Origin of the sequence: Candidatus Hartigia pinicola, from assembly GCA_020541205.1 — a bacterium.
Classification (GTDB): Bacteria; Pseudomonadota; Gammaproteobacteria; order Enterobacterales; family Enterobacteriaceae; genus Hartigia; species Hartigia pinicola.
Genome location: CP048208.1, coordinates 779,060 through 800,179 on the forward strand (window position 1 = coordinate 779,060; position 21,120 = coordinate 800,179).

General features: G+C 24.2%; 7 protein-coding genes. 2 read left to right on the forward strand and 5 right to left on the reverse strand.

Features of this window, described 5'->3' with window-relative positions; all coding sequences use genetic code 11:
• The first annotated feature begins 5,302 nt into the window (after nucleotides 1–5,302).
• Entirely contained in the window at nucleotides 5,303–6,247 is a 945-nt protein-coding gene (gene ispH / locus GFV14_RS01530) for a 4-hydroxy-3-methylbut-2-enyl diphosphate reductase (protein WP_457914582.1), read from the forward strand.
• A gap of 982 nt (nucleotides 6,248–7,229) precedes the next feature.
• Here ispH and GFV14_RS01535 read toward each other — a convergent pair.
• The 5 genes from GFV14_RS01535 to GFV14_RS01555 all read right to left on the reverse strand — a co-directional run bounded on the left by GFV14_RS01535 (nucleotide 7,230) and on the right by GFV14_RS01555 (nucleotide 11,162).
• A complete protein-coding gene (locus GFV14_RS01535; protein WP_457914583.1) occupies nucleotides 7,230–7,808 on the reverse strand; it encodes a TerD family protein in 579 nt (192 codons plus the stop codon).
• A 68-nt stretch (nucleotides 7,809–7,876) separates the two neighbouring features.
• A complete protein-coding gene (locus tag GFV14_RS01540; protein WP_457914584.1) occupies nucleotides 7,877–8,896 on the reverse strand; it encodes a TerC/Alx family metal homeostasis membrane protein in 1,020 nt (339 codons plus the stop codon).
• Nucleotides 8,897–8,928: 32 nt separating this feature from the next.
• Entirely contained in the window at nucleotides 8,929–9,384 is a 456-nt protein-coding gene (locus GFV14_RS01545) for a tellurite resistance TerB family protein (RefSeq protein ID WP_457914585.1), read from the reverse strand.
• Between the two features lie 21 nt (nucleotides 9,385–9,405).
• Entirely contained in the window at nucleotides 9,406–10,578 is a 1,173-nt protein-coding gene (locus tag GFV14_RS01550) for a TerD family protein (RefSeq protein ID WP_457914586.1), read from the reverse strand.
• Nucleotides 10,575–11,162 carry a TerD family protein gene (locus GFV14_RS01555; protein ID WP_457914587.1) on the reverse strand — a complete coding sequence of 196 codons (588 nt, stop codon included), beginning with the start codon at nucleotides 11,160–11,162 and terminating at the stop codon, nucleotides 10,575–10,577. The genes GFV14_RS01550 and GFV14_RS01555 overlap by 4 nt, the downstream gene beginning before the upstream one ends.
• Before the next feature lie 9,648 nt (nucleotides 11,163–20,810).
• Here GFV14_RS01555 and rplY point away from each other — a divergent pair.
• Nucleotides 20,811–21,092, forward strand: coding sequence for a 50S ribosomal protein L25 (rplY, locus tag GFV14_RS01560; protein ID WP_457914669.1), 282 nt, complete (start codon nucleotides 20,811–20,813; stop codon nucleotides 21,090–21,092).
• The last annotated feature ends 28 nt before the right edge of the window (nucleotides 21,093–21,120 follow it).

Here is a 21,120-nt window from a genome sequence, read left to right on the forward strand (position 1 = left end):
TAATAGGTTTTGCTATTTTCTTAGGTATTCTTGATGTTAAATCTAATTAACAAAACCTGATTTATTTTTATAATTGGTCGAATCATAAGATTATAAATCTTGTTTTGAGATACTATTAGATTTTAGTTGTATTGTAGGTTCACTATGTCATAGATAGTATAAATAAGTTAAATTTACTTGAAATATTTTATTTATATTAAAAATTTTAGGTACGTTAACTGTTTTATTAGTTTTTAATATTAGGTCGCAAATAGGTTATTATCTTTTAAGTATTTAATAAATATGAGAATATAACAATAATTTTTTAATTTAAATAATTATTATTTCTGAGTATACAGTGATTATAATATTAATTATAGTTATAGGTTATTATATATTTTTTATTAGAATTTTAAAAATATAAAATATTTTTTATATTTTATACATAAAATATTATTCTAAATTAGATTTAAATAGTTTAATGAAATAGAGTATGTAATGTTTAAAAAATTAATATACTCTTTATTTAGATTATTTAATCTAAGTGCATTTTATTGTTTTTTTAGAATAAAATTAATATGTCTCGAAGGGAAAATTTAATAATCTCGAATAATACAACAATCTATTTGCATTTTTTAACTGAATGCAATAAAGTTAGTTAACTTATATGTGAATAGACTTGAATATAAAATGTGAATGCATACCTTGTAATGTGCTTTACGGTGCTTATTACTTTCAGCATGCATGGTTGTATGGTTAGACAATCATGGAAGATAAACTGTTGGGTATACTTATACAGTCTTTTTACAGAGACATTTTCAATCATAAAATATCTAGATATACTATTTGTTTATTGTCAAGTGAAAATACTGAAATGTGGTAATATTATAGCTTAGTTGCATGAAATATTATTTAATAAGTTTTTAGAACTGAGTTAAACAATATTTGAAACTATTTTAGAATGAATAAAATTTTATTTTATACTATATAAGGTCTTTATTTATCATGAATGCAACCATACTACTAATTTTAATAATTAAAATAAATAAAACGTTAGAAATCCATGGTTATAAGTGAGAATATATCGTAGGAGTAAGTTGAGAAAGTTATATTATTATATTTACGTTTCTTAAATGAATCGTGTAAGTGTTGTTGATTCAATAATTTTTGTTAATATAATTATTTTCTGATCTATAGGTTTGTATTTATAATTATATTTTGGTTTGATTATGTAAATAAAATTTTTTTGAGTACATACATATTAATGTTAACGGTTATTTCAATTTAAACAAATTAATTAAAATAAAATGTGTGTGAATATGACTAAATTATATTAAAACATAGTTAATTACTAAATGAAAAGCAATAATTCAAATACAGTAAATCAGTAATCATTACAAAAATAAGAATTTCTCTCTTTTGCTATTATGTATATTGTTGGTGATGAAAGCTAGTCATTAGTATTGCCGAAAAGTATATTAAGCAAAAACTATGCAATATTTTTTTGAATGAATGTTAAATAAAAATAACTGATATGAGTATTCATATCTTGAGTACTGATAATAATTTTACTGAATAGTAATATTCAGTTTTATAATCAGTTTACAAGTCAATATTTTCTAAATGGTTGAGGGTGAATGTGAACATGAATTTTACAGTTTAGTAAAAGATATCTGCCTCATGATATTCACTTTTATTATTACTTTTATTATGTATTTAATAAAATATTAAAGGAAAAATCGAATAATCATGAAAAGAATTTTTATTTCAGAATAGCACATGAGATCTTTGTTTGTAAGATATGACTTGTATTACTTACTTCTTAAATATTTTGTAATGTGAAGTATGATAAGCATCAATGAACACTTTAAAAATAATATTTTCAAGTACCTACTTAGTATTTTTAGGCAATTAAAGAAGACAGATACAAATTTACATAATGAAAATGATATTTACATATATTTTATACTTGTTTCATATTGAATAGTGTGCTTGTAGAAGATTAAATGTTCAATTGATGACGATCATAATTATAATATATATGAATAATATAGAATAGATTGTATTTTTCTGTCTTAACCATGATGTCGAGTACACCAATATACACCATGAAAAAATATTTTTGTCTGTATACTTAAATTTTTTAATATATTATTATATGCAGTCTAGTCATTTTATATATAGCAGTTATTATCAATATTTATTTTGTATCTGTTACATTGTCAGTTTTACTAAAATTATCTAAAGATAAAGATAAGTAGTTAACTTTCTAGAGTGTCGTATTGTTTAGTGATAGATAGAGAGTGTTATAGCTATATTAATTTAGAATTAGTTATATCCTTATTCTTAAGTCTTACATATGAATATTTATAAAAGTTATATTAGTACGTATTTTAATTATTTTTTTCAAATCTATTTTGAAAGGTAGATTTTTTTAATTTCTGCTTGAAGCAGTCTTCTTTCTCTTTTTGATAGAATCTCTTTCTGTAGTTGAAACTACTAATATACGGTAATTTAAAGAAAATCAAAGACAAGAATGTTATTTTGATAACATATTTTAGAATTTACAGTAGCATACACATAATACTTCATATATATCAGTTCTTTCCTAAAGTCTTAATTTTTTACTACTGAGCAATAAGGATTAAATTTATTGAAATATTTTTGACTTACATAAATCGTTCTTATGATATTTTTTATTCTGATAAAATATATACAATAACTATATTTAAAAATTTTAAATATATTTTTAAATATTGTGTATTATATAGTAAAAAGATTAGTATAATTCATTACTATTTTATGAATATATTTTTATTTTATTAACTATATTAAATTTAATTAATACATAAATAATATTAAATTAATTTAAATAACTATCAATATTCTGACAATTGATTATACTACTAACATAAAATTAAATTAAAATGAAGATAAAAAAATAAATTACATAATCCTGAAAATATTATAGATATTAGATTGTAATAATTTTAATTAAATATGAAGTATTTAAAATAAAAATAGGGTTATTATTTTAATTTTATAGAATCAGTCAAAATAACTTTTATTATTTTTAAATAATATAACTTATCAAAAGTGTTAGTTATTTAATATTGAAATTATGATATGATTATTATATATATGAATTCTCTTAAATTAATTTATATATTTAAAATAAAACTAATATTTTAAATATTTATTGATATGTAATTAATATTACATTCATACTTCAAGTATTAATATATAATTTAATATTAAATGATATTTTTTATTAAGGTGTACGTATCAATCTTGTGAAATTAAATATAATCATAAGTATTTATAAACAATGATAGTCGTAGAAAATATTAACTACTGCATATTAAATATTAGTATATAAATGGAAGTCATTAAATAGTAGTTAAGCTGTTTGATGGGAAATAACAAAAACCTAATAGCAACAAATAAAAATTAGCTATCGGGTTACTGAATATGACATATTAAATAAAAAAAATTATAACATATAACTTTCTTTAAAACAATAAAGTTGTCAAGAAAAAAATATTATATTTTAATAAAAATAGCATAATAATATAAGTGAACTAATCTTGAGTGCATAAATTACATCATGTTGTTTTCACATTTAAGAATTAAAAAGTATTTGTTCATTATAAAGCTTGAAATATTTTTTTAAAATCTTTATAAAAATTATAATTAGTGATGTATATTATATTAATAAAAATTTATTATCAGTAAAATATATCTCTATACTATCTTTATGGACGATTATAGTCTAAAATGTCTAAATTTTTATATATCTATACATAAGTAATAGAAAAATATAATATTTATTTTAATTATTTCGGGTAATTTTAACATATATATAGTATAAGTCTAATTTATTTAACTAGATTATAACTAAAAAAATAATCACCTATAAAGTATTTCTTATTAAGAAATAATCAGTTTTTATTAATGATAATATTGTAATGATATAATTGATGATAGAAAGTTAATTTTGATTTTTTAAATTATATTTAGAAATTTTAAATATTATTGATATTGAATATTAATCTGATCACCAGATCAGATTGAAAAAGTAATATTAATTGAAAAATTTTTATAGATTGAATTTCTACTTTAGAAAATACAACGCTTATTTTAGAATAATTAATGCATATAAAGTAGATATTTTATATTATTATATATTTTGTAATTTATTTTGATCTGTATACCTGTTCAATTACTTTCCTAGAAAAATGTTCTATATTATTGTTTTAACTTTTAAAAAATTTAGAGATGAACTTTATTCATGCTAGACAAGGAGGTTTAAAAGATAGCTTATAAAAGTCACCTCATTATTTATTAGAAATAAGCATACAATTCCATGATAATTAATCAAAAAAGATGTAAATAAGAGCACAGGTTATAAAACGTTATATAATCTAGGTAAAATTTTTTCGGTATTAAATAATACATCTTAAAAAAATTAAAATTTATTTTATGAAATTGTACTCAAAATTAACAATATTATTTAAAAACAAATACTTAATAGTTTTCTTCCTGAAGAAGATAATTGGTATGCATGAAATGCGTTAGCAGATAAGATTGATCTTGATGAAACGTATATTCATATTGTATGTTATACAATCTGTACGTAATAATTGTAATAGTGAAATACAATAACACTCCATATTTAATGGAATCTTTAAGTATTATATAGTTAAATATACGTTTACTTGATAGAAAAATATTAAAAATCTAAAAGAGTGGTAATACTTTCATTGATTACTCTAGGAGTATGCTTGTTTGTACTGTAAAAAGAATATCAAATAAGCTAGAACGTTAATATTCTCAATTTAGATATGCTAGTGTAATTTCTATAATAGAAAAATGTGATTTAAGCTTATTCAAAAAAACACACAGCTTAAAATATTACCATATTTTACGTTAAAAATAATATATCTTTTAATCTCTACATATTTCATTTAGTTAAGGAAAATTAGTGTGCGTAGTCTAGGGCTGTATTTTTGATCTAAACTAGCAAGAAAGTTTTATGATTAGAATTAAGAGTTAAACAGTTTTATATATCGTAATATACGATGTATTACATAATATAATATTAATTTAATTAAATATTTATCTTAATTTTATAAAATAGGAATATTTAGGATTTTATTATTATTTTTGTTTCATAAAATTAAATATAATCTAAATATTACTAATAGTAACATTAATATAAGGTGATTATAAATCACCAGAGATTTTAAGAATGTTTTAGTAAAATACTAAATGATTTGTAATAGTACAATGCTAGCAATACATTTTAAACTAGAGAAGTATAATGAAAATATTAATGGCTAATCCTCGTGGATTTTGTGCAGGAGTATATCGTGCAATCAGTATTGTAGAAAAAGCACTTGAATTTTATGGTGCCCCTATTTATGTTCGTCATGAAGTTGTTCATAATGGCTATGTAGTTGATGATTTGCGACGGTGCGGTGTTATTTTTATTGAAAATATCTCTGAAGTACCTGATGGGTCAATCTTGATTTTTTCTGCTCATGGTGTTTCTCAAGCGATACGACAAGAAGCTCGTTCGCGTCATTTAACTATGTTATTAGATGCAACTTGTCCATTAGTAACCAAAGTTCATATGGCAGTGGCACGTGCCAGTCAAGAAGGTAAGGAAGCTATTTTAATTGGTCATGCGGGACATCCAGAAGTCGAAGGAACAATGGGGCAATATACTAATGAAGAAGGTGGAATATATCTTGTTGCAAAACCAGAAGATGTTTGGAAAGTTCAAGTGAAAAATGAAAATAATTTATGTTTTATGACCCAGACTACGTTGTCTGTAGATGACACATCTGATGTGATTGATGCTTTAATTCAACGTTTTCCAAATATTATGAGGTCACGTAAAAATGATATTTGTTACGCTACAACAAACAGACAAAAAGCAGCGAGAGATCTTGCTAGGTTAGCTGAGATTGTATTAGTTGTTGGTTCTAAAAATTCATCAAATTCTAACCGTCTCGCTGAATTAGTTTCTCGCATGAAAAAGCCAACTTATTTAATTGATGGCGCTGAAAATATTAAAACTGAATGGTTAACAGGGAAATCAATTATTGGTGTAACGGCAGGAGCTTCTGCACCAGATATTTTGCTCCTTCAAGTGGTTAACAAGCTAAAAGAATTTGGAGTTCATAACGTTGTTGAACTTCAAGGTCGTAAAGAAAATATTGTTTTTAAAATTTCTAAAGATCTCCAGATTGAAAGAAAATAAATTAGTTATATTACTTACAATAAAGAATTTATATTTTTAAGTATGAGTATATCAAGTGTGTCGTTGTGGGGTAGGTATGAATATCTGATAATAAACTTGTTTGATAATATAATTAAATTATTAAGATAGTTGTTTATTTTTTAAAATTTTTATCTAACATTATAAGATAGAATTTTTCTCATGAGACAATATTAAAACAATTAAAGCAGATCTATGATGATCTGTGTAAAATTATCTTGCATTTTTAGGAGGTACGAGAAGAGATTGTGAATAATGATATTTAGTAAAATATATATCATGACGTTATTTCTATAATAAAACTATTGTTATAATAATCAAGAAAAAAATTAATAAATAGCGACATGAAATTACTAAAGTATTTGTTTAGTAGATTATAAAGTCTAATTTTTATTATTTTAAATATTTGCTGATGATTGTTTTGTATAGTTCAGTCACGAATACCATTATAATTTAGTTGATAGATTTTAGATAAGTTAAAATTTTATAATTATTATAAATATATACACTATTATTGTATATACTTCAATTGCAGTTATGGTCTTCAGCTCTCTAAATACTAACAAAGAAACTATTTAATTTAATTAAATCACCGTTACAACGTTAATTGTAATGTGTTAACCATCACTTATTATTACGTACTAGTACGGTAATAATTTTTGTTCTCTATAGAACCACATCAGCTTATTTTATGATTAAAGAAGATAAAATTATAAGCTGATGTGATAGCTATTCTTATATTACTAATCATCAATAAAGACGTATCTAAATCAGATCTGTACTGTCAGTGAGTATAAGAATTTTACTCTCTTACTGATTATTACAATTGTCATTTTTTGCTTGTTATGTCTTTAGATGTATATATCATATTTAGTTAAAGAAAATGTTTTATATAATCTCTTTTGCTATTTAAAACAGAAAGATCAGATTCTTTACTGATGTTTACTATATTATTTAATTTATATTATGATGCATGAATACCATATTGCGTACAAACAGAGGCTAAACCACCTTCATAGCCTTGACCGACTGCACGAAATTTCCACTCAGTACCATGACGATATAATTCACCAAATAACATTGCTGTTTCTGTTGACGCGTCTTCAGTTAGATCATACCGTGCTACTTCATTTTTGTTATCATCATTCACTAAACGAATAAATGCACCCGATACTTGTCCAAAATTTTGACGTCGAGTTTTAGCATCATGAATAGTAACAACAAAAATGATTTTATCAACATTAGAAGCGATCGCATTCAATTTAATTTTTAGTGCTTCATCATCACCATCACCTTCACCAGTACGGTTATCTCCTGTATGAGTGACTGAGCCGTCAGAAGAGATAAGATTATTATAAAAAATAAAATCAGCATCACTACGCACTTTCCCATTAGCTGATAATAAGAATGCAGAAGCATCTAAGTCAAAATCCTGACCGTCTGTTGAACGAGCATCCCACCCAAGTCCAACTAAGACATTGTTCATTGTTGGCGCCGCTTTGCTTAAAGAAACATTTCCGCCTTTAGATAGAGACACACTCATTATTATAACTCCTTTGATTTTTAAAAACGCTTTATAAAAGAATGTGAATTATTTGTTCACATTTTAATTTATTTTTTTTCTGGAAAAATGATACTCGCAATTACACCTAATATAAGTACACTAAGTACGACAAGTAAACTTGTGCTAGCAGAAATATTATAGCTATGTTTCCAAATCTCATCTGTTGCATTTAAGAAAAGTTTAATAGCAATAAAGAAGAGAAGAATAATAACAGCTTTCTCTAGATAGGAAAGGTATTGTTTTAATGCTTCAAGAACAAAATAAAGCGTACGTAAACCTAGTATCGCAAACATCATTGCGCTATAAACAATGAGTGGCTCACGACTAACTGCTATAATAGCGGGTACAGAGTCAAATGCAAACATCACGTCAGATAGCTCAACAACAGAGATACATAACATTAGTGGTGTAGCATATAATATTGCTTTTTTTGTACGATCAATAGCTATGTCTTTGTTTTCAGGTTTAACTAATTCTAAATTGACTTCTTGTTGTGTTAATAAAAATGAATGCCCCCTTATTTTAGGCCAGACTGGAAAAAAACGTTTAATTAACCGATATGCAATATGTTGAGAGTAGTCCTCAATTTGATTATCAGTAGCGCTATTTTTTAACATCATTAGCGCGGTCCAAGAAACTACAAAAGAAAAGATGATTTCAACATAGGGTCCTAAACTAAGCAGACCAGTACCGATGGAGACAAAAATTGCACGAAATATGATAGCGCCAAGAATCCCAAAGTAGAGAATCCGATGTCGGAATTTGTCTGGCACAGAAAACCAAGAAAAAATAGCCATCATAACGAATAAATTATCAATAGAAAGAATTTTTTCGAGCGCATAGCCTGTAAGAAATAAGCTAGAAACTTCTAAACCGTGATGGATATATAGGAATCCAGCAAATCCCATTGCAACAGCAATCCAAGATATAGACCAGAAAATCGCATTTTTTAATGTAATCGGTTGATCTACTCGATGCATAAACAAATCAATAAAAATTGTTCCAATGGCTAAGATTATAAAGATAACCACGGTTTCAGTCGGAAATCCAATTTGAGTGGATACCATAAATAATTCCTCAACAGGTTCCTTAATTAAAATTATAGACCAAAGTCTGAGGGTTTAAAGCCTAATAGTGTTATAATTTCTCGTACTGATTCTTTTTCATCATTATTAAAATCACCATCACTTTTCGCAACTGCAATACCAACGCGAATTGCTAACTGAGCTTCTTCTGGCTGATCTTTCATTGCAAGAATGTACTTCATTGTTTCACCTTTACCAATTTCTGAATCAAAATCAAAATTAGTAATTAACTTGTTAAAAAAATTCATGACTTCATTAGTATCAAAAACTTTAAGTTCATCAGATGATCTTAAAAAACTAAGCATTTTTTGTTTTTCTTCAGAACTGACTCCATCACTTGCAATTGCAATTCGTGCACAAATAGCTACAGTTCCTTGCATGAATTTTTTGTTTTTAAAGCGACTGACTTGTTTAGTTAATTCAGAACGACTTGAATTAATTGCATCTTTTAATGTATTGAAAAAACTCATATTTATTCCTCTATTTTTAAATTATTTAGATCCGGCTGACCACTGAAATCCCCAGCCAAATGCATTATCCATATCTTTATGTCCTTGAAAGAACTGGTTGATACGTTCAATTTTTATAGTATTGTGATTATTCACTAAGCGCCCGATAGCACACATACTAAGATTATCATTCCCTTCAGTTAATTTTGTTTCAATAGGTCGTTGATCAGGAATAAGAATAGTCACAACTCCATCGGTTTTTTCCCAGCAAGGTATGCCTTCATAAATAAAAGCATAGATTAATATCTGTTTAATATTTTTCCATTCTAATCCATTGATATGTATCCATTCTCCATCAGAAGTATCTCCGGTTCTGTCATCACCTTGCAGTGCAACAAATGGAGATTGATGAAAGTTTCCGAATGTATTTCCCAATGCTTGAATAACATATTTTTCACGATTTTGTAGTTCTACAAAAGCACCTAAATCAAGGTCAATACCTTGATTTTTAATATTAAATATACTACTTAAAAAATTAGATGAATAGTAATTTTTATTATTACGATGCCAATTAAGATTTATTCGAATATCTTTAAAGCTATTTTTTTTAGTTAAACTAATAATAGGTGTTTCTTTAGTTAAAGAAACCTTATTAAGGTTATGTGATTGTTGTATAGATTCTGATGAAGCCGTTAATAACGCAGAAGATGATGTAAGTGTATTTTTGAGGTTAACGCCAAAATATTCCGCTAGTGGCTTAAGACCTCCGTTAAATCCTTGAGCAATAAAACGAAATTTCCAAGTATTATTACGTAGGTATAATTCACCAAGAATCAAAGCTGATTCTTGTCGACTATAAGTTTCAACTGTACCATTTAGCAGTATTTTATGTTTAGTGTAAACCTGAATAGATAGACCCTTTAATATAGAAATAGTTTCATTATTATTGCAAGTTACAGTAAAAACTACTGTTTTTACACTTTGATTTAAGTGTTTTAAATCAATAGTAAAGGTATTTTTATTATCTTCCAGACGATAAGAAATAGTTTGATCATTATTAGTTGGTTGATTATGAAATACCATATCTGTATTATTTTTTACTTTTTTAGATTCATATAAACAGAAAACAGATGCATTAACAGGTATGCTTGATGTAATATGAATAATCAGTAGTTGAGTTGGCACTACAGTATTTTCACCTGGGATCATATTCATGGGCGTATTACCACATTTATAATATCAGTTTTCATGTCTTGGATTGTTTGACCAGTACAAGGTTCACCATGAGCTGTAAAATCCCATTGACCATGATTGCGACGTAAGGAGGCGATTATGATACCTGTATGTGAACCTTTCTCAGTAAGTTTGTAGTTTGCTAACTCTATTTTGCTAGTTTGTTCCACGACACGGCAGAAAGCATTTTCAACTTCATTAAACGTTTGACCGTGAAAACTATTAACAGTAAAGGCTAGATATTCTATATTTAACGGTAATTTATTTAATTGAACGAGAATAGATTCATCATCACCATCTCCTTCACCTGTTAAATTATCACCTGAGTGTGTAACTGACTTGCAAGTAGATTGTAGATTACCAAAAAATACAACATCTATTTGATTACCTTTTTCATCAAGTAAAATACAGCTAGCATCTAAATCAATAGAGCTACCTCGACCAAATAGTCCACTCAGGAATCTTTTTTTCTTAATAGGATCCCAGCCTAAACCAAACATTAGATGATTCAATTTAGGATTGTGTTTTCTCAGATAGACAGTTTGGTTTTTTTTCAATGAAATCATAGGGAAATTCCTTTAAATGTATAGTAAATAGTGTATTTAAACAATTTAAATATTAATATAAAAGTTAATGCTATCATGATGAAGTAGTTCAGTAATATTATTTTTATTAAAATTAATTGAATTTAATATAATAATTTGAAATTAAAAAATAATTTATTTTAAAAGATAGTTGAAATAAATATTTATTTTTTTATATCAATTTTTGAAAAAACTTATTACATTAAAAAATTATAACATGATTAACATACTACTTGTTAGGTGTAATTATTTTCAAGTTCGCGTAAGCTCTCTTAAAGAGTATTTTAAAACTTAAAAGTAAAATATAAAAAGTTTATTGTATAGCAGGATCATTATGTTAATGTCTTCATTAATATCTTAAAAATTATGATATTTCTTCTTATTTTCATAACTGTGAAATGGAATATGATTCTAGTTAGATTATTAATTATTTAGATAAAATTAGATACTGAAAACTGTTGTAAATTTATGAATTCGCACAAAGAAAAGACATTAATATAATCTAGTCTAAAATAAATAACTGATAGTTTAAATCTGATAAAATGAAAATTAAATAATTGAATCTCTACTTAATTACTGGAACATCCGATCTTAATATATTTAGTATTGTTCATGATCAATATGTATGTGTATATTTAATGCAAATGCTATTTCTTTTGTCTTGTTTATTCGAAAAGATTTTTTTGGATAAGTTGTAAATATTTATTGTTTATTCATAACTTCATCAAGTGATATTATGTATTTTTTAAATTTGTTAAAGATTTTTATAATATAGGTTGTAGTGTTTTAATAGTACCATTTTATCAATGTTGGTATTTGTTTATACTGAAAACCATCTAGTTAATTTAAAATTATATTTAAGAGGGATAAATCAGCTCAAATCTTTAAAATTCTTATTTGTATATTGTATTGATTAGGTTGAACCTACTTAGCAGATCAAGTTGTTGATAATACTGATGTGATAACATTTTTCTTCTTGTAAATTAAAAATGGTAATGAATGATGAGCTGAAATGATTTCTACTAATGGAGTTATATTTAAGTGATAGTATGCTAAGATAACAGTATTATTAATCAGCAAACCTTAAATAATATTTTAAATATAATGCTGTTTAAGATTTAAAGATTTATATGTTTCCATTTTCACTTAGCTCAATCTAAAATTACGTCACTCACTATACCAGAATTTTACTGTATATTAACTTAGATTAGTCAGCTAATAATAAGCAATAGTTATAAAATTCATTTTTTATTTACTATTATATACTCAATTATAAATTGAAGAAATGAAAGTTTTGATAAAATATATTTAATTATCATAGATAAAAATTAATCATAAAGAGTTCAACAGATTTTTTTGTCTTCATTTTAGATATGTGACTTTTAGAATGTTGATAGTGGTGTAAAGATGTTTTTTTTGGTGAGCGCTAAATGAATATTTTGAATATTATAGAAAAATGTAAAAATACACGTGGATTTTTGTTGTTAAGTAAGATGTTGAGTTCATTTATTCTAGAAAAATTTTACTTAATTAACAATCTATAAATACTTATTTTAGTCATCTCTCTTTTTATTCTTAAAAGGTTTATTTATTTGTTGAAATAACAGAAATTACAGTAGGTCTAGATGTTAGTATATTTAATTGTATACACAAGTATTATAAATAAAATATTTATTTAAATTAGATTAAATATTATTTAATGTGGAAAGTTACTTTATGATTTTAATAGAAAAGTTATGTGATAGGCTATTTTATTTATCTATCGTAAAATATATTTAAAATATTTAAACACTGATATTGATTAACTATAAAATGATAATTAGAAATAAAGATAGTCATTTTCTATGTGTGAAAAGAGAAAAACGTAATTTAGTATATTACATAAATAGTAATTATTATTTAAAATGGCTTGGCGTGATAATATACGAGAAATATGTTTTTAATTATCTATAAAACGTTTTCTTAGTCTATAGTCAATGGGATTTAAAAATAAAAATGCGACTATTTTTAATTTTGTTTAATATTAATCTTGTAATATTAAGTTATTTCTCAAAAAAGAATTACAAGGACTATCTAAAATTTAAAGTATTATATCCGTGTTTTCTAATTAAAATCACTTTTTATTAGTTCGCACCAGTTTTTCTAAAAATTATTTCATTGGATGATCAGTTAAAAAATATCTGTGCAGAGATTGAATATAGTTCTGTTGTTCATATTACTATTTTAATAAGCATATGAATTTCATTAAAAATTTTTAAAATGAAACACGAGATTGGTATTCTTTACTCTATTTATAAAAATGATTGATCTCATGTTTTACGTTTTTACTCTGTATTAAAATATTAAAAAAAATTTATTATGCAGTATTTGTAGATTCATTAAGTAAAGTAGCTTAAAAATGTGCAGGTGATTTATTATAAATAATTTCGTAAATTTATAAAATAAAATAATATCATTTAAAATTGATAGAAAAATTATTAATGAACTTAATTGAATTGCTATTTATCAAAGTGCTATATATAGAGCATGAATGTCTCACAGAGTTACGACTGAAGAATAATTGATACTGATTTGATTGAACCAATAAAAACATGGATTCAATGTTTGTGAAAGTTCGAAGGAACAGAAGAAATAGATTATATTGCATTTTTATGTTAGTTGTGAATCATTGCAATAGATAGTTCAGTAATATTACATGCTAGAGAATTAAAAAAGATAAGAAATTGAGAGCGGAAACTTTAGATCATTTAATAACTATCTTGTAAAATTAGTGAAACATACAGAAAGATATTATAGTTCTAATGAAAATACTTCATATACATATTTAGGATTACATTAATTAGGAGTGCGATTTTTTTAATTTATTTGCTTATAAAACATTATGTTAGAACTGAATTTCATAATGTATATTTAAGCATGATGTAGTAAACGATATTATTTTTAATAAAATCTTTATATCTATGATAACAACAATATTTCGTAGTTTTTGAGTTAATAATAGGACAAAGTTGATTCCCTGTTTACTTGATAAATAAGGATGTGCATGCGGAATTTTTTAGTTTTTTCTAGATGCAAGTTTGAATGACCATTGATTTCTGTAGTTTTTATTTGGCGTAATTATATTACAGTAAAATTAACTGATACATAAAATTACTGAAACAATTTTTAGGTTGTATTAACAACGCATAATTTCGAATCTTTTTTCGGGGACTTTTCTTTAACGATGTTCATGTTGGTTACAATCTATCATGATTATTGATATAAGAGTAAAGAGTCAAATAATTATAAGTTTAATCAGACTTTAAACATGAGGCATAGCAACAGCTATATTAAATCGATTTTGTCAATAATTTACTAAAATATCACTTTTGTTCACGATTGTATCTTGTAGCGGGTTATTTTCTTATGAAGCATACTGTAACAAACTCTGTATGCAATAAAAAACAAGTTACGCTATTTATAGTACAAATATTTCTTTTAAATAGAAAAAATGGTACTAATGCTCCAGACAAGATGGAGCAGCGTTATAGCGCTGTAGAAATTGTATTTTGTAGATAACGAAGATAGGCAAAGATGCAATAAGCGGTTCACTAATATATTTATTCACTGATAGAAAAGTATACCTAAAATAGATTAGATTAATGGTTGATGTAGACTCTTTCTCTCTATGCTTAGTCATCTGCTAATTTAGATGATTAATTAATTTTTTGGCATTATAAACTACTGATTCTGGACTGATACTATACTTAACTTTGATTGAGTTTAGATTTTATATTTTTGTTAAAGTATAATCAAGGGAGTAAGTGTGAATATCGCCTAGTAGTTATTAAAGTGTTTCTGGATAGAGCAGTAAAGTAAATATTCATTTTATGAGTACTTTTTGTTTTTAAAATAAGAATATTCATCATTACATTAATGCAATAAAAATTATAAAATTTTTAGTAAAATATATCACATTACTCATATTTCTCATATAAACCTAGATTGTAGAAAAAGTGACTCGTATTATATTGGAGTATATTTTAGAATTTATGTTTGTTAGAGATGTCAATAATTTATGTATTTCTTTTTTGATTAATTTGACACATTAAAGTATTGCTTTTAAAGAAGTTACTAATGATATCGGAAACATTCTGTAAGAATTATTATTAATAATGTTAATAATAGAATGTAAATGTTTACTTTGTAAAATTAATGGTATTTTTATATATTAATAATACATATAGATATGAATGAAGGTATGAATAAAAATTAGTTAGTGAGCATGATATTGTAGCTGTAATAACTTAAAAAAGTTGCAATTGATATTATATACAACTTTATAAGAAAATGAGTAATAGTAGTTTTCACTTGATAACATTTACTTAAAATAAGTAAAAATAAGAAAATAAATAGTGCGTAATTCCAATTTAAGTGTGATTGACAGTTTTCATTATTGAAATTTATATGGAATTTTTTTACTTATTATAGTGAAATATCATTAAATATTTATTTATATACCATTTCGATGTTAAAAATTAAAAAAAATATTTGATATCATTTAAATAATATTTCTGACAAATGAAATATTTAGATACTTTTGGCTAAAGTAGATAGTTGATTGATATATTGAGGCAAGCTATGTATCAATATTATTTTTTTAAACTGTATCATTTATACTATTTTATAGTACTCTAATAAATTATCTTATTCAATACTCATTTTATATGTAAATTATGTCATTAGTTTTCAATTACAATAGCATGTAAATATATTAATGATGATTAAAGTACAAGAAAGAATGAATCTTGATATTGCAATAGTTGAGTATGTATATTGATCATCTATCTGAAATTGATAAGTAAAATAAAATAGGTTTTTGTGGTATTATAATCTACAGGTCTTGATACATTACGCAATAAATACTTAATATAGGTGGTATTTAAAATATTACAATACCATGCGCTCACTTATGTAACAATAATATAGAAGTGTTAGGTGTTGTATACAATCAAGAAATACATGGGTATGTATAAAATTGATTCAATATTAATTAATAACTCATAAACCTAATGTAATTATTATATTTATAATAATATCTATTATATGTAAATTTATTAGTTTTACATGCAAGTAAAACCTTTTATCCAAATTCATAGTAAGAAGTATAACATATTGTAAGTATATAGTTGATGAAAAAATAAAATTATTATAAAACCTATTTATGATCTTTTGTAATATATTATTTACGTATTTTTTCAGAACAGGATAAATTTTAGCGCTAGTATAAATAAATATATATCTTAATATATTAAATGTTATTACTCAAACGTCTCAAATATGCATACTGATAATGAATCAATATATGTTAGATTTGTGTATTAACTTTTATATCTTTATAGTGGTTTTATAAAATAATATTCTTTATAATCATTGACTTAGAAAGAGATCTTTACGTTAAAATTTAACATTTTTAGACATAGAAAAACTAAAAACAGAGTTAAGTCTTCTAAAACTAACATAAAATATTTAACTAGATATTTCTCAGAAGGAATAAGAATACTAACAGCACGATTTAGATTTTTAAATAACTAAGATCGCTAAGAATATGAGTACGATTTTTAAAAAAATTATAATAGAAAATATTGAGATATATGCACTCAATGTTTATCCTATAAAATAATACTGATATTAGAAATGTTTTACAATATCTCGAACAAAAAACCTTTATTATTCTTAAATATTATAATAATTACTTGAATGTATAAAAATGTGTTAACGATTACGAGTGATACAGATAAAATTTCTCGAGTAGTCTATATAATATACTAAGAAACATTTTTGAGATCACAAAAGAGCACAAACCTTGTACTGTCAATAAAATTTTAAAATATACAATTCGTTGAACTTACTTAGAAGGTTATCGAGAAAATATTATTGAATCTGAATCACTTTGAAAAATATTTTCATACCACTTTAAGTTTATTTATGTGGATGAATTGTATGTGTTCTAAAGAAAAATATAAATAGATTTTAGAACTTTTATAAAAATATAAAATAATCTTATTCTTTTTATATTTTTTCACTTAAGGAAACAGGTATAGCATGATGTAATTCAGAATGTGTTAAATAAGGATTTATACGCTAGCAACAATGTTAAACTAAGGGAGGCATATTGTTGTAAGAAAAATATTTCTGTTTTTTTTTTGGAATAGTCTGATCTGATGTTAACTTTTAGTATTAAAATAGTTTTAAGAGTTTTATGACAAAGAGATACAAGAAAGGAAATTCAATCATTTTTATCAGGAAATCACAAAATATTTTCTTTAAAATAAAGCATTACGTTCAATGTCAAAAAAATTGATTGTTTATTAAGGAATAATGCATCAAAAAATTACTAGATGAATAAGATTAGATCCAAAGAAAAACAATTTACTTTTTATCATTAAAGATATCAATACTAAAAAGTTGATCGTTTATTTTAGCTAAATAACTGCTCCTAGTTATTTAATACAGTTCGTGTGTGTTAACTTTATGAAAATTTATTTAAAATATAATAGTAAAAATAAAATTATAGAAGGAGTTCTATTTATTATTTTTCAGCGTTTAATAAAGTCTAGTCAGTCATTTAAAGTTTTTAGAACACAGTTTTTTATTTAAAAATTTTATATTGTATCTAATAAAAAATATTAATGCTGAGCGCGTATTTTGAGTAATAAGTTATAATTTCTGTGTTGGCGATAAAAGTCAGATCCTAGTGAAAATTTATACTATTAATATAAGCTTAACAATATTGAGTCAATTCTAGATAACACGTCTTGCTATTTTGTAAAATAACATTATCTTTTATACTCTACAATTTTATATACCATTTATTTTTGGTGTTGAATACAGTAGTATTTAAATTTTTATCTAAACAGTTTAAAAATTTTATTAAATTCGATTAAATGTTAACTTAAATCTCTGAGTTTACCTTATTTCTAGTTTCTTTGAGATGTAAATATTGATTTATAGTTTTTTGTTGATTGTTGGGGATTTGTGTACAATATATATTAACTAAGTGAATATCTAGATTATTAGCTCTACATTACTGATATAATAAAATAAAAATTTTATTATATTGATAGATATTACTATGATTATTATTTAATGAACAATAAGTACAGTTTGCTAAACTGATTTTAAATTATATAATTTATAATTATTAATTGTTTGTTTTATTGATTAAGATCATATCTTAATGTTAAATATAAATAAGTATATCAATCTTTTTAAGATTAAATAGTACCAAGGTTAATGCTTATTCAGTATTTATCGCTTGATACGATTTTTTTAGTTCATTCTCACTGTTATTTTAATGATGATAGTATATTGTTTAATAATTTTAAAAAATAAAGGGATATTATTAAGCTTCATTAAGAAAGTAATTTCTTACAAGAAGATTTTGGTATTAAAATGGAAGTAGTACTAAAATGAAAATATTAATGCTAAGTTCACTTTAATAGCTTTATTGCAATTAAAGTGAATATTTCTCGTATGAAGAAAATAAGTTTATAAAGACATATGTGATTAGGTTGAATAATACAATAGTATGTCTAAGATTTTTAACTTAGCATAATAAAAAATTGCAAGCTCTTTCTTATATTGTTCAACGTGAAGTTTGAATGCATAATCTTCATATATATTCATATCAATATTAAATTGATAATGTTAGATTAATATTACATGTAAGATTTGGAAGATTTTAAATTGTCTTGTATAAAAATTATAGAACAGTTTATGAATTTATGAATATTCTTATCATCACGATTAATATATAATAGAGCTATACAAAAATTTTTGTGGTATTCCCACTGCTAAATATAATACTAAAATAGTATTTTTAGTTTGGTGAATTTTATGATCTCTTTACTAAGATATTTAATTTTTTTTCTTTTTGTTGCTTAGTTAATATTCATGATCTTATCATATTAAATCACGGATCTCTTTCTTAGAAAGAGATCCGTGAAATTAAGTGAAATAGTAAGTATTTTCATGAAAAATAAAATATAACGTATTATGGCAAAATTTAATTTATTGGGATTAAACCATAGTGAAATATTAAATAAGTAGTATAAAATATCGCAGATTTGGTTTTGTACATATACATCTAAGTAGAGATAAATATTTACTTGACATTATTATTATGAGTTATTTATGAATCACTAAATTTCTAGGGTCATAATATTGAATTAGTTTAGAGTATCTATTGCAATTGTTGATTTTTCTAAGGATTGCATATATGTTGCGATTAGTTTAAAATCCATCATTTAAGTTAAATATTGAAAATATGAATTTTAAAAAATCTTTAAGTGTAATACACAAAAATTAAGAAATATAAAATTTAGAAATTTTTTCGTTATATGAATATATGTAATACATATTGAGTGAGAAGACCAAGATTTAAATAAATGAAGTTAATAATGATTATAATAAGACTTTTACACATAATTTAAGGAGGTAGCATTAATAGCTAATAAAACCGATTTTTATGAATAATGAATAAAACATACGTTCTGTATTAATTGCAAGTAATTGCAGTTATCAATAAAAGATTACAAATAAAATATTCTCTTATTTATTGTATTTTGAAAAATAGATTCCTCCAACTTCGTTGGGGAAACTTATTATTAGACTATTCTTTGCAAATTAATGATAGCTTTTTGTGTGAATTATATCAAATACTATGAGTATTTCTACTATTTATACAAAAAATTATTAAAATATAAACTACACGATTATCTACATGATCTTCTAATGCAGAATACAGGATTACATCTAGTAGATGTGAGATGTTACTTAATATTTTAGTTTTTACTATGATATTAACGTATGAAAATAATTCTAATGATTTATTTTTTCTTTTAATAAAGTTCGTTTACGTTACTTTTCGCAATGTATTGGTATAAATTTTTGTTGTTATGTTTATTTAATGACAATTGTAGTAAAAATTTATTAAATTAAAAATAATTTATATTAATAACTAGTTAGGTTAGTTTTAGTTTTAACTTTAAGCGCTGTGATTACTGGGCATTTAAAAAAATATTAAAAGATGTTTTTCCAAAAATATGGTAAGATATGATTTAACTCTGATTATAGATTGAAACCAGTATCAAAATTTTAAAATATGTTAATACTATTTTAACGTACCAAAGTGAGAGTTAGATTACTATTCAAGAAAAGTAATTTTACTCTTTATGATAATCAAGGTAGCATCTCTGCTTCAGTATGTTTAAGTTTGATATATCTCTACTCATGGTTATAGGTGTTGTACTGTGTTATCTGATATGACTATCACTGATATTTTCTATTTTATTTTGTTCGCATACTGGGGGTGTTATTTAGTAAGCTTTTTTTATTAGATATATTTTGTGAGATGCATACAAAATAATTATAGCACATTTAAAAAAATGATAATAGAGCTATGTACATAGCCTATCGGCTATATTATGAATAATAATAAAATTATAATTGTTCTAGGATACATGTTTTATTATCGTATCGTTTATCTAAGTGTATCGCATCTGTATATTAAATTATCACTTCACTAATATGAAATCTTTTATTGTGTTATTTGCAGTAAGGTTTTATTTTTTATATAGAGACATTATGATGTTAACTATTAATGCAGTTTTACGTAAAGAGCAGGGTAAGGGTGCAAGCCGTCGTTTGCGCAGAAAAAATCAATTTCCAGCTATCGTGTATGGTGTAAATAAAAAAGCTATTTCTATTACTTTGAACCACAATGATACTATTAATAAAGAAGGCAAAGATGAATTTTACAAAGTTCTGAATTTAGTTATTGATGGTCAAGAAATGAAAGTCAAGGTTCAGGCTGTGCAGCGTCATCCATTTAAACCAAAAGTGACGCATATTGACTTTTTGTGCGTTTAATGAATGCTACAAAATAAACTGCGTAAGT

Coding starts and splice junctions, on each gene's coding strand:
- ispH (WP_457914582.1), top strand. CDS start 5,303: ATGAAAATATTAATGGCTAATCCTCGTGGATTTTGTGCAGGAGTATAT.
- GFV14_RS01535 (WP_457914583.1), bottom strand. CDS start 7,808: ATGAGTGTGTCTCTATCTAAAGGCGGAAATGTTTCTTTAAGCAAAGCG.
- GFV14_RS01545 (WP_457914585.1), bottom strand. CDS start 9,384: ATGAGTTTTTTCAATACATTAAAAGATGCAATTAATTCAAGTCGTTCT.
- rplY (WP_457914669.1), top strand. CDS start 20,811: ATGTTAACTATTAATGCAGTTTTACGTAAAGAGCAGGGTAAGGGTGCA.
- GFV14_RS01540 (WP_457914584.1), bottom strand. CDS start 8,896: ATGGTATCCACTCAAATTGGATTTCCGACTGAAACCGTGGTTATCTTT.
- GFV14_RS01555 (WP_457914587.1), bottom strand. CDS start 11,162: ATGATTTCATTGAAAAAAAACCAAACTGTCTATCTGAGAAAACACAAT.
- GFV14_RS01550 (WP_457914586.1), bottom strand. CDS start 10,578: ATGAATATGATCCCAGGTGAAAATACTGTAGTGCCAACTCAACTACTG.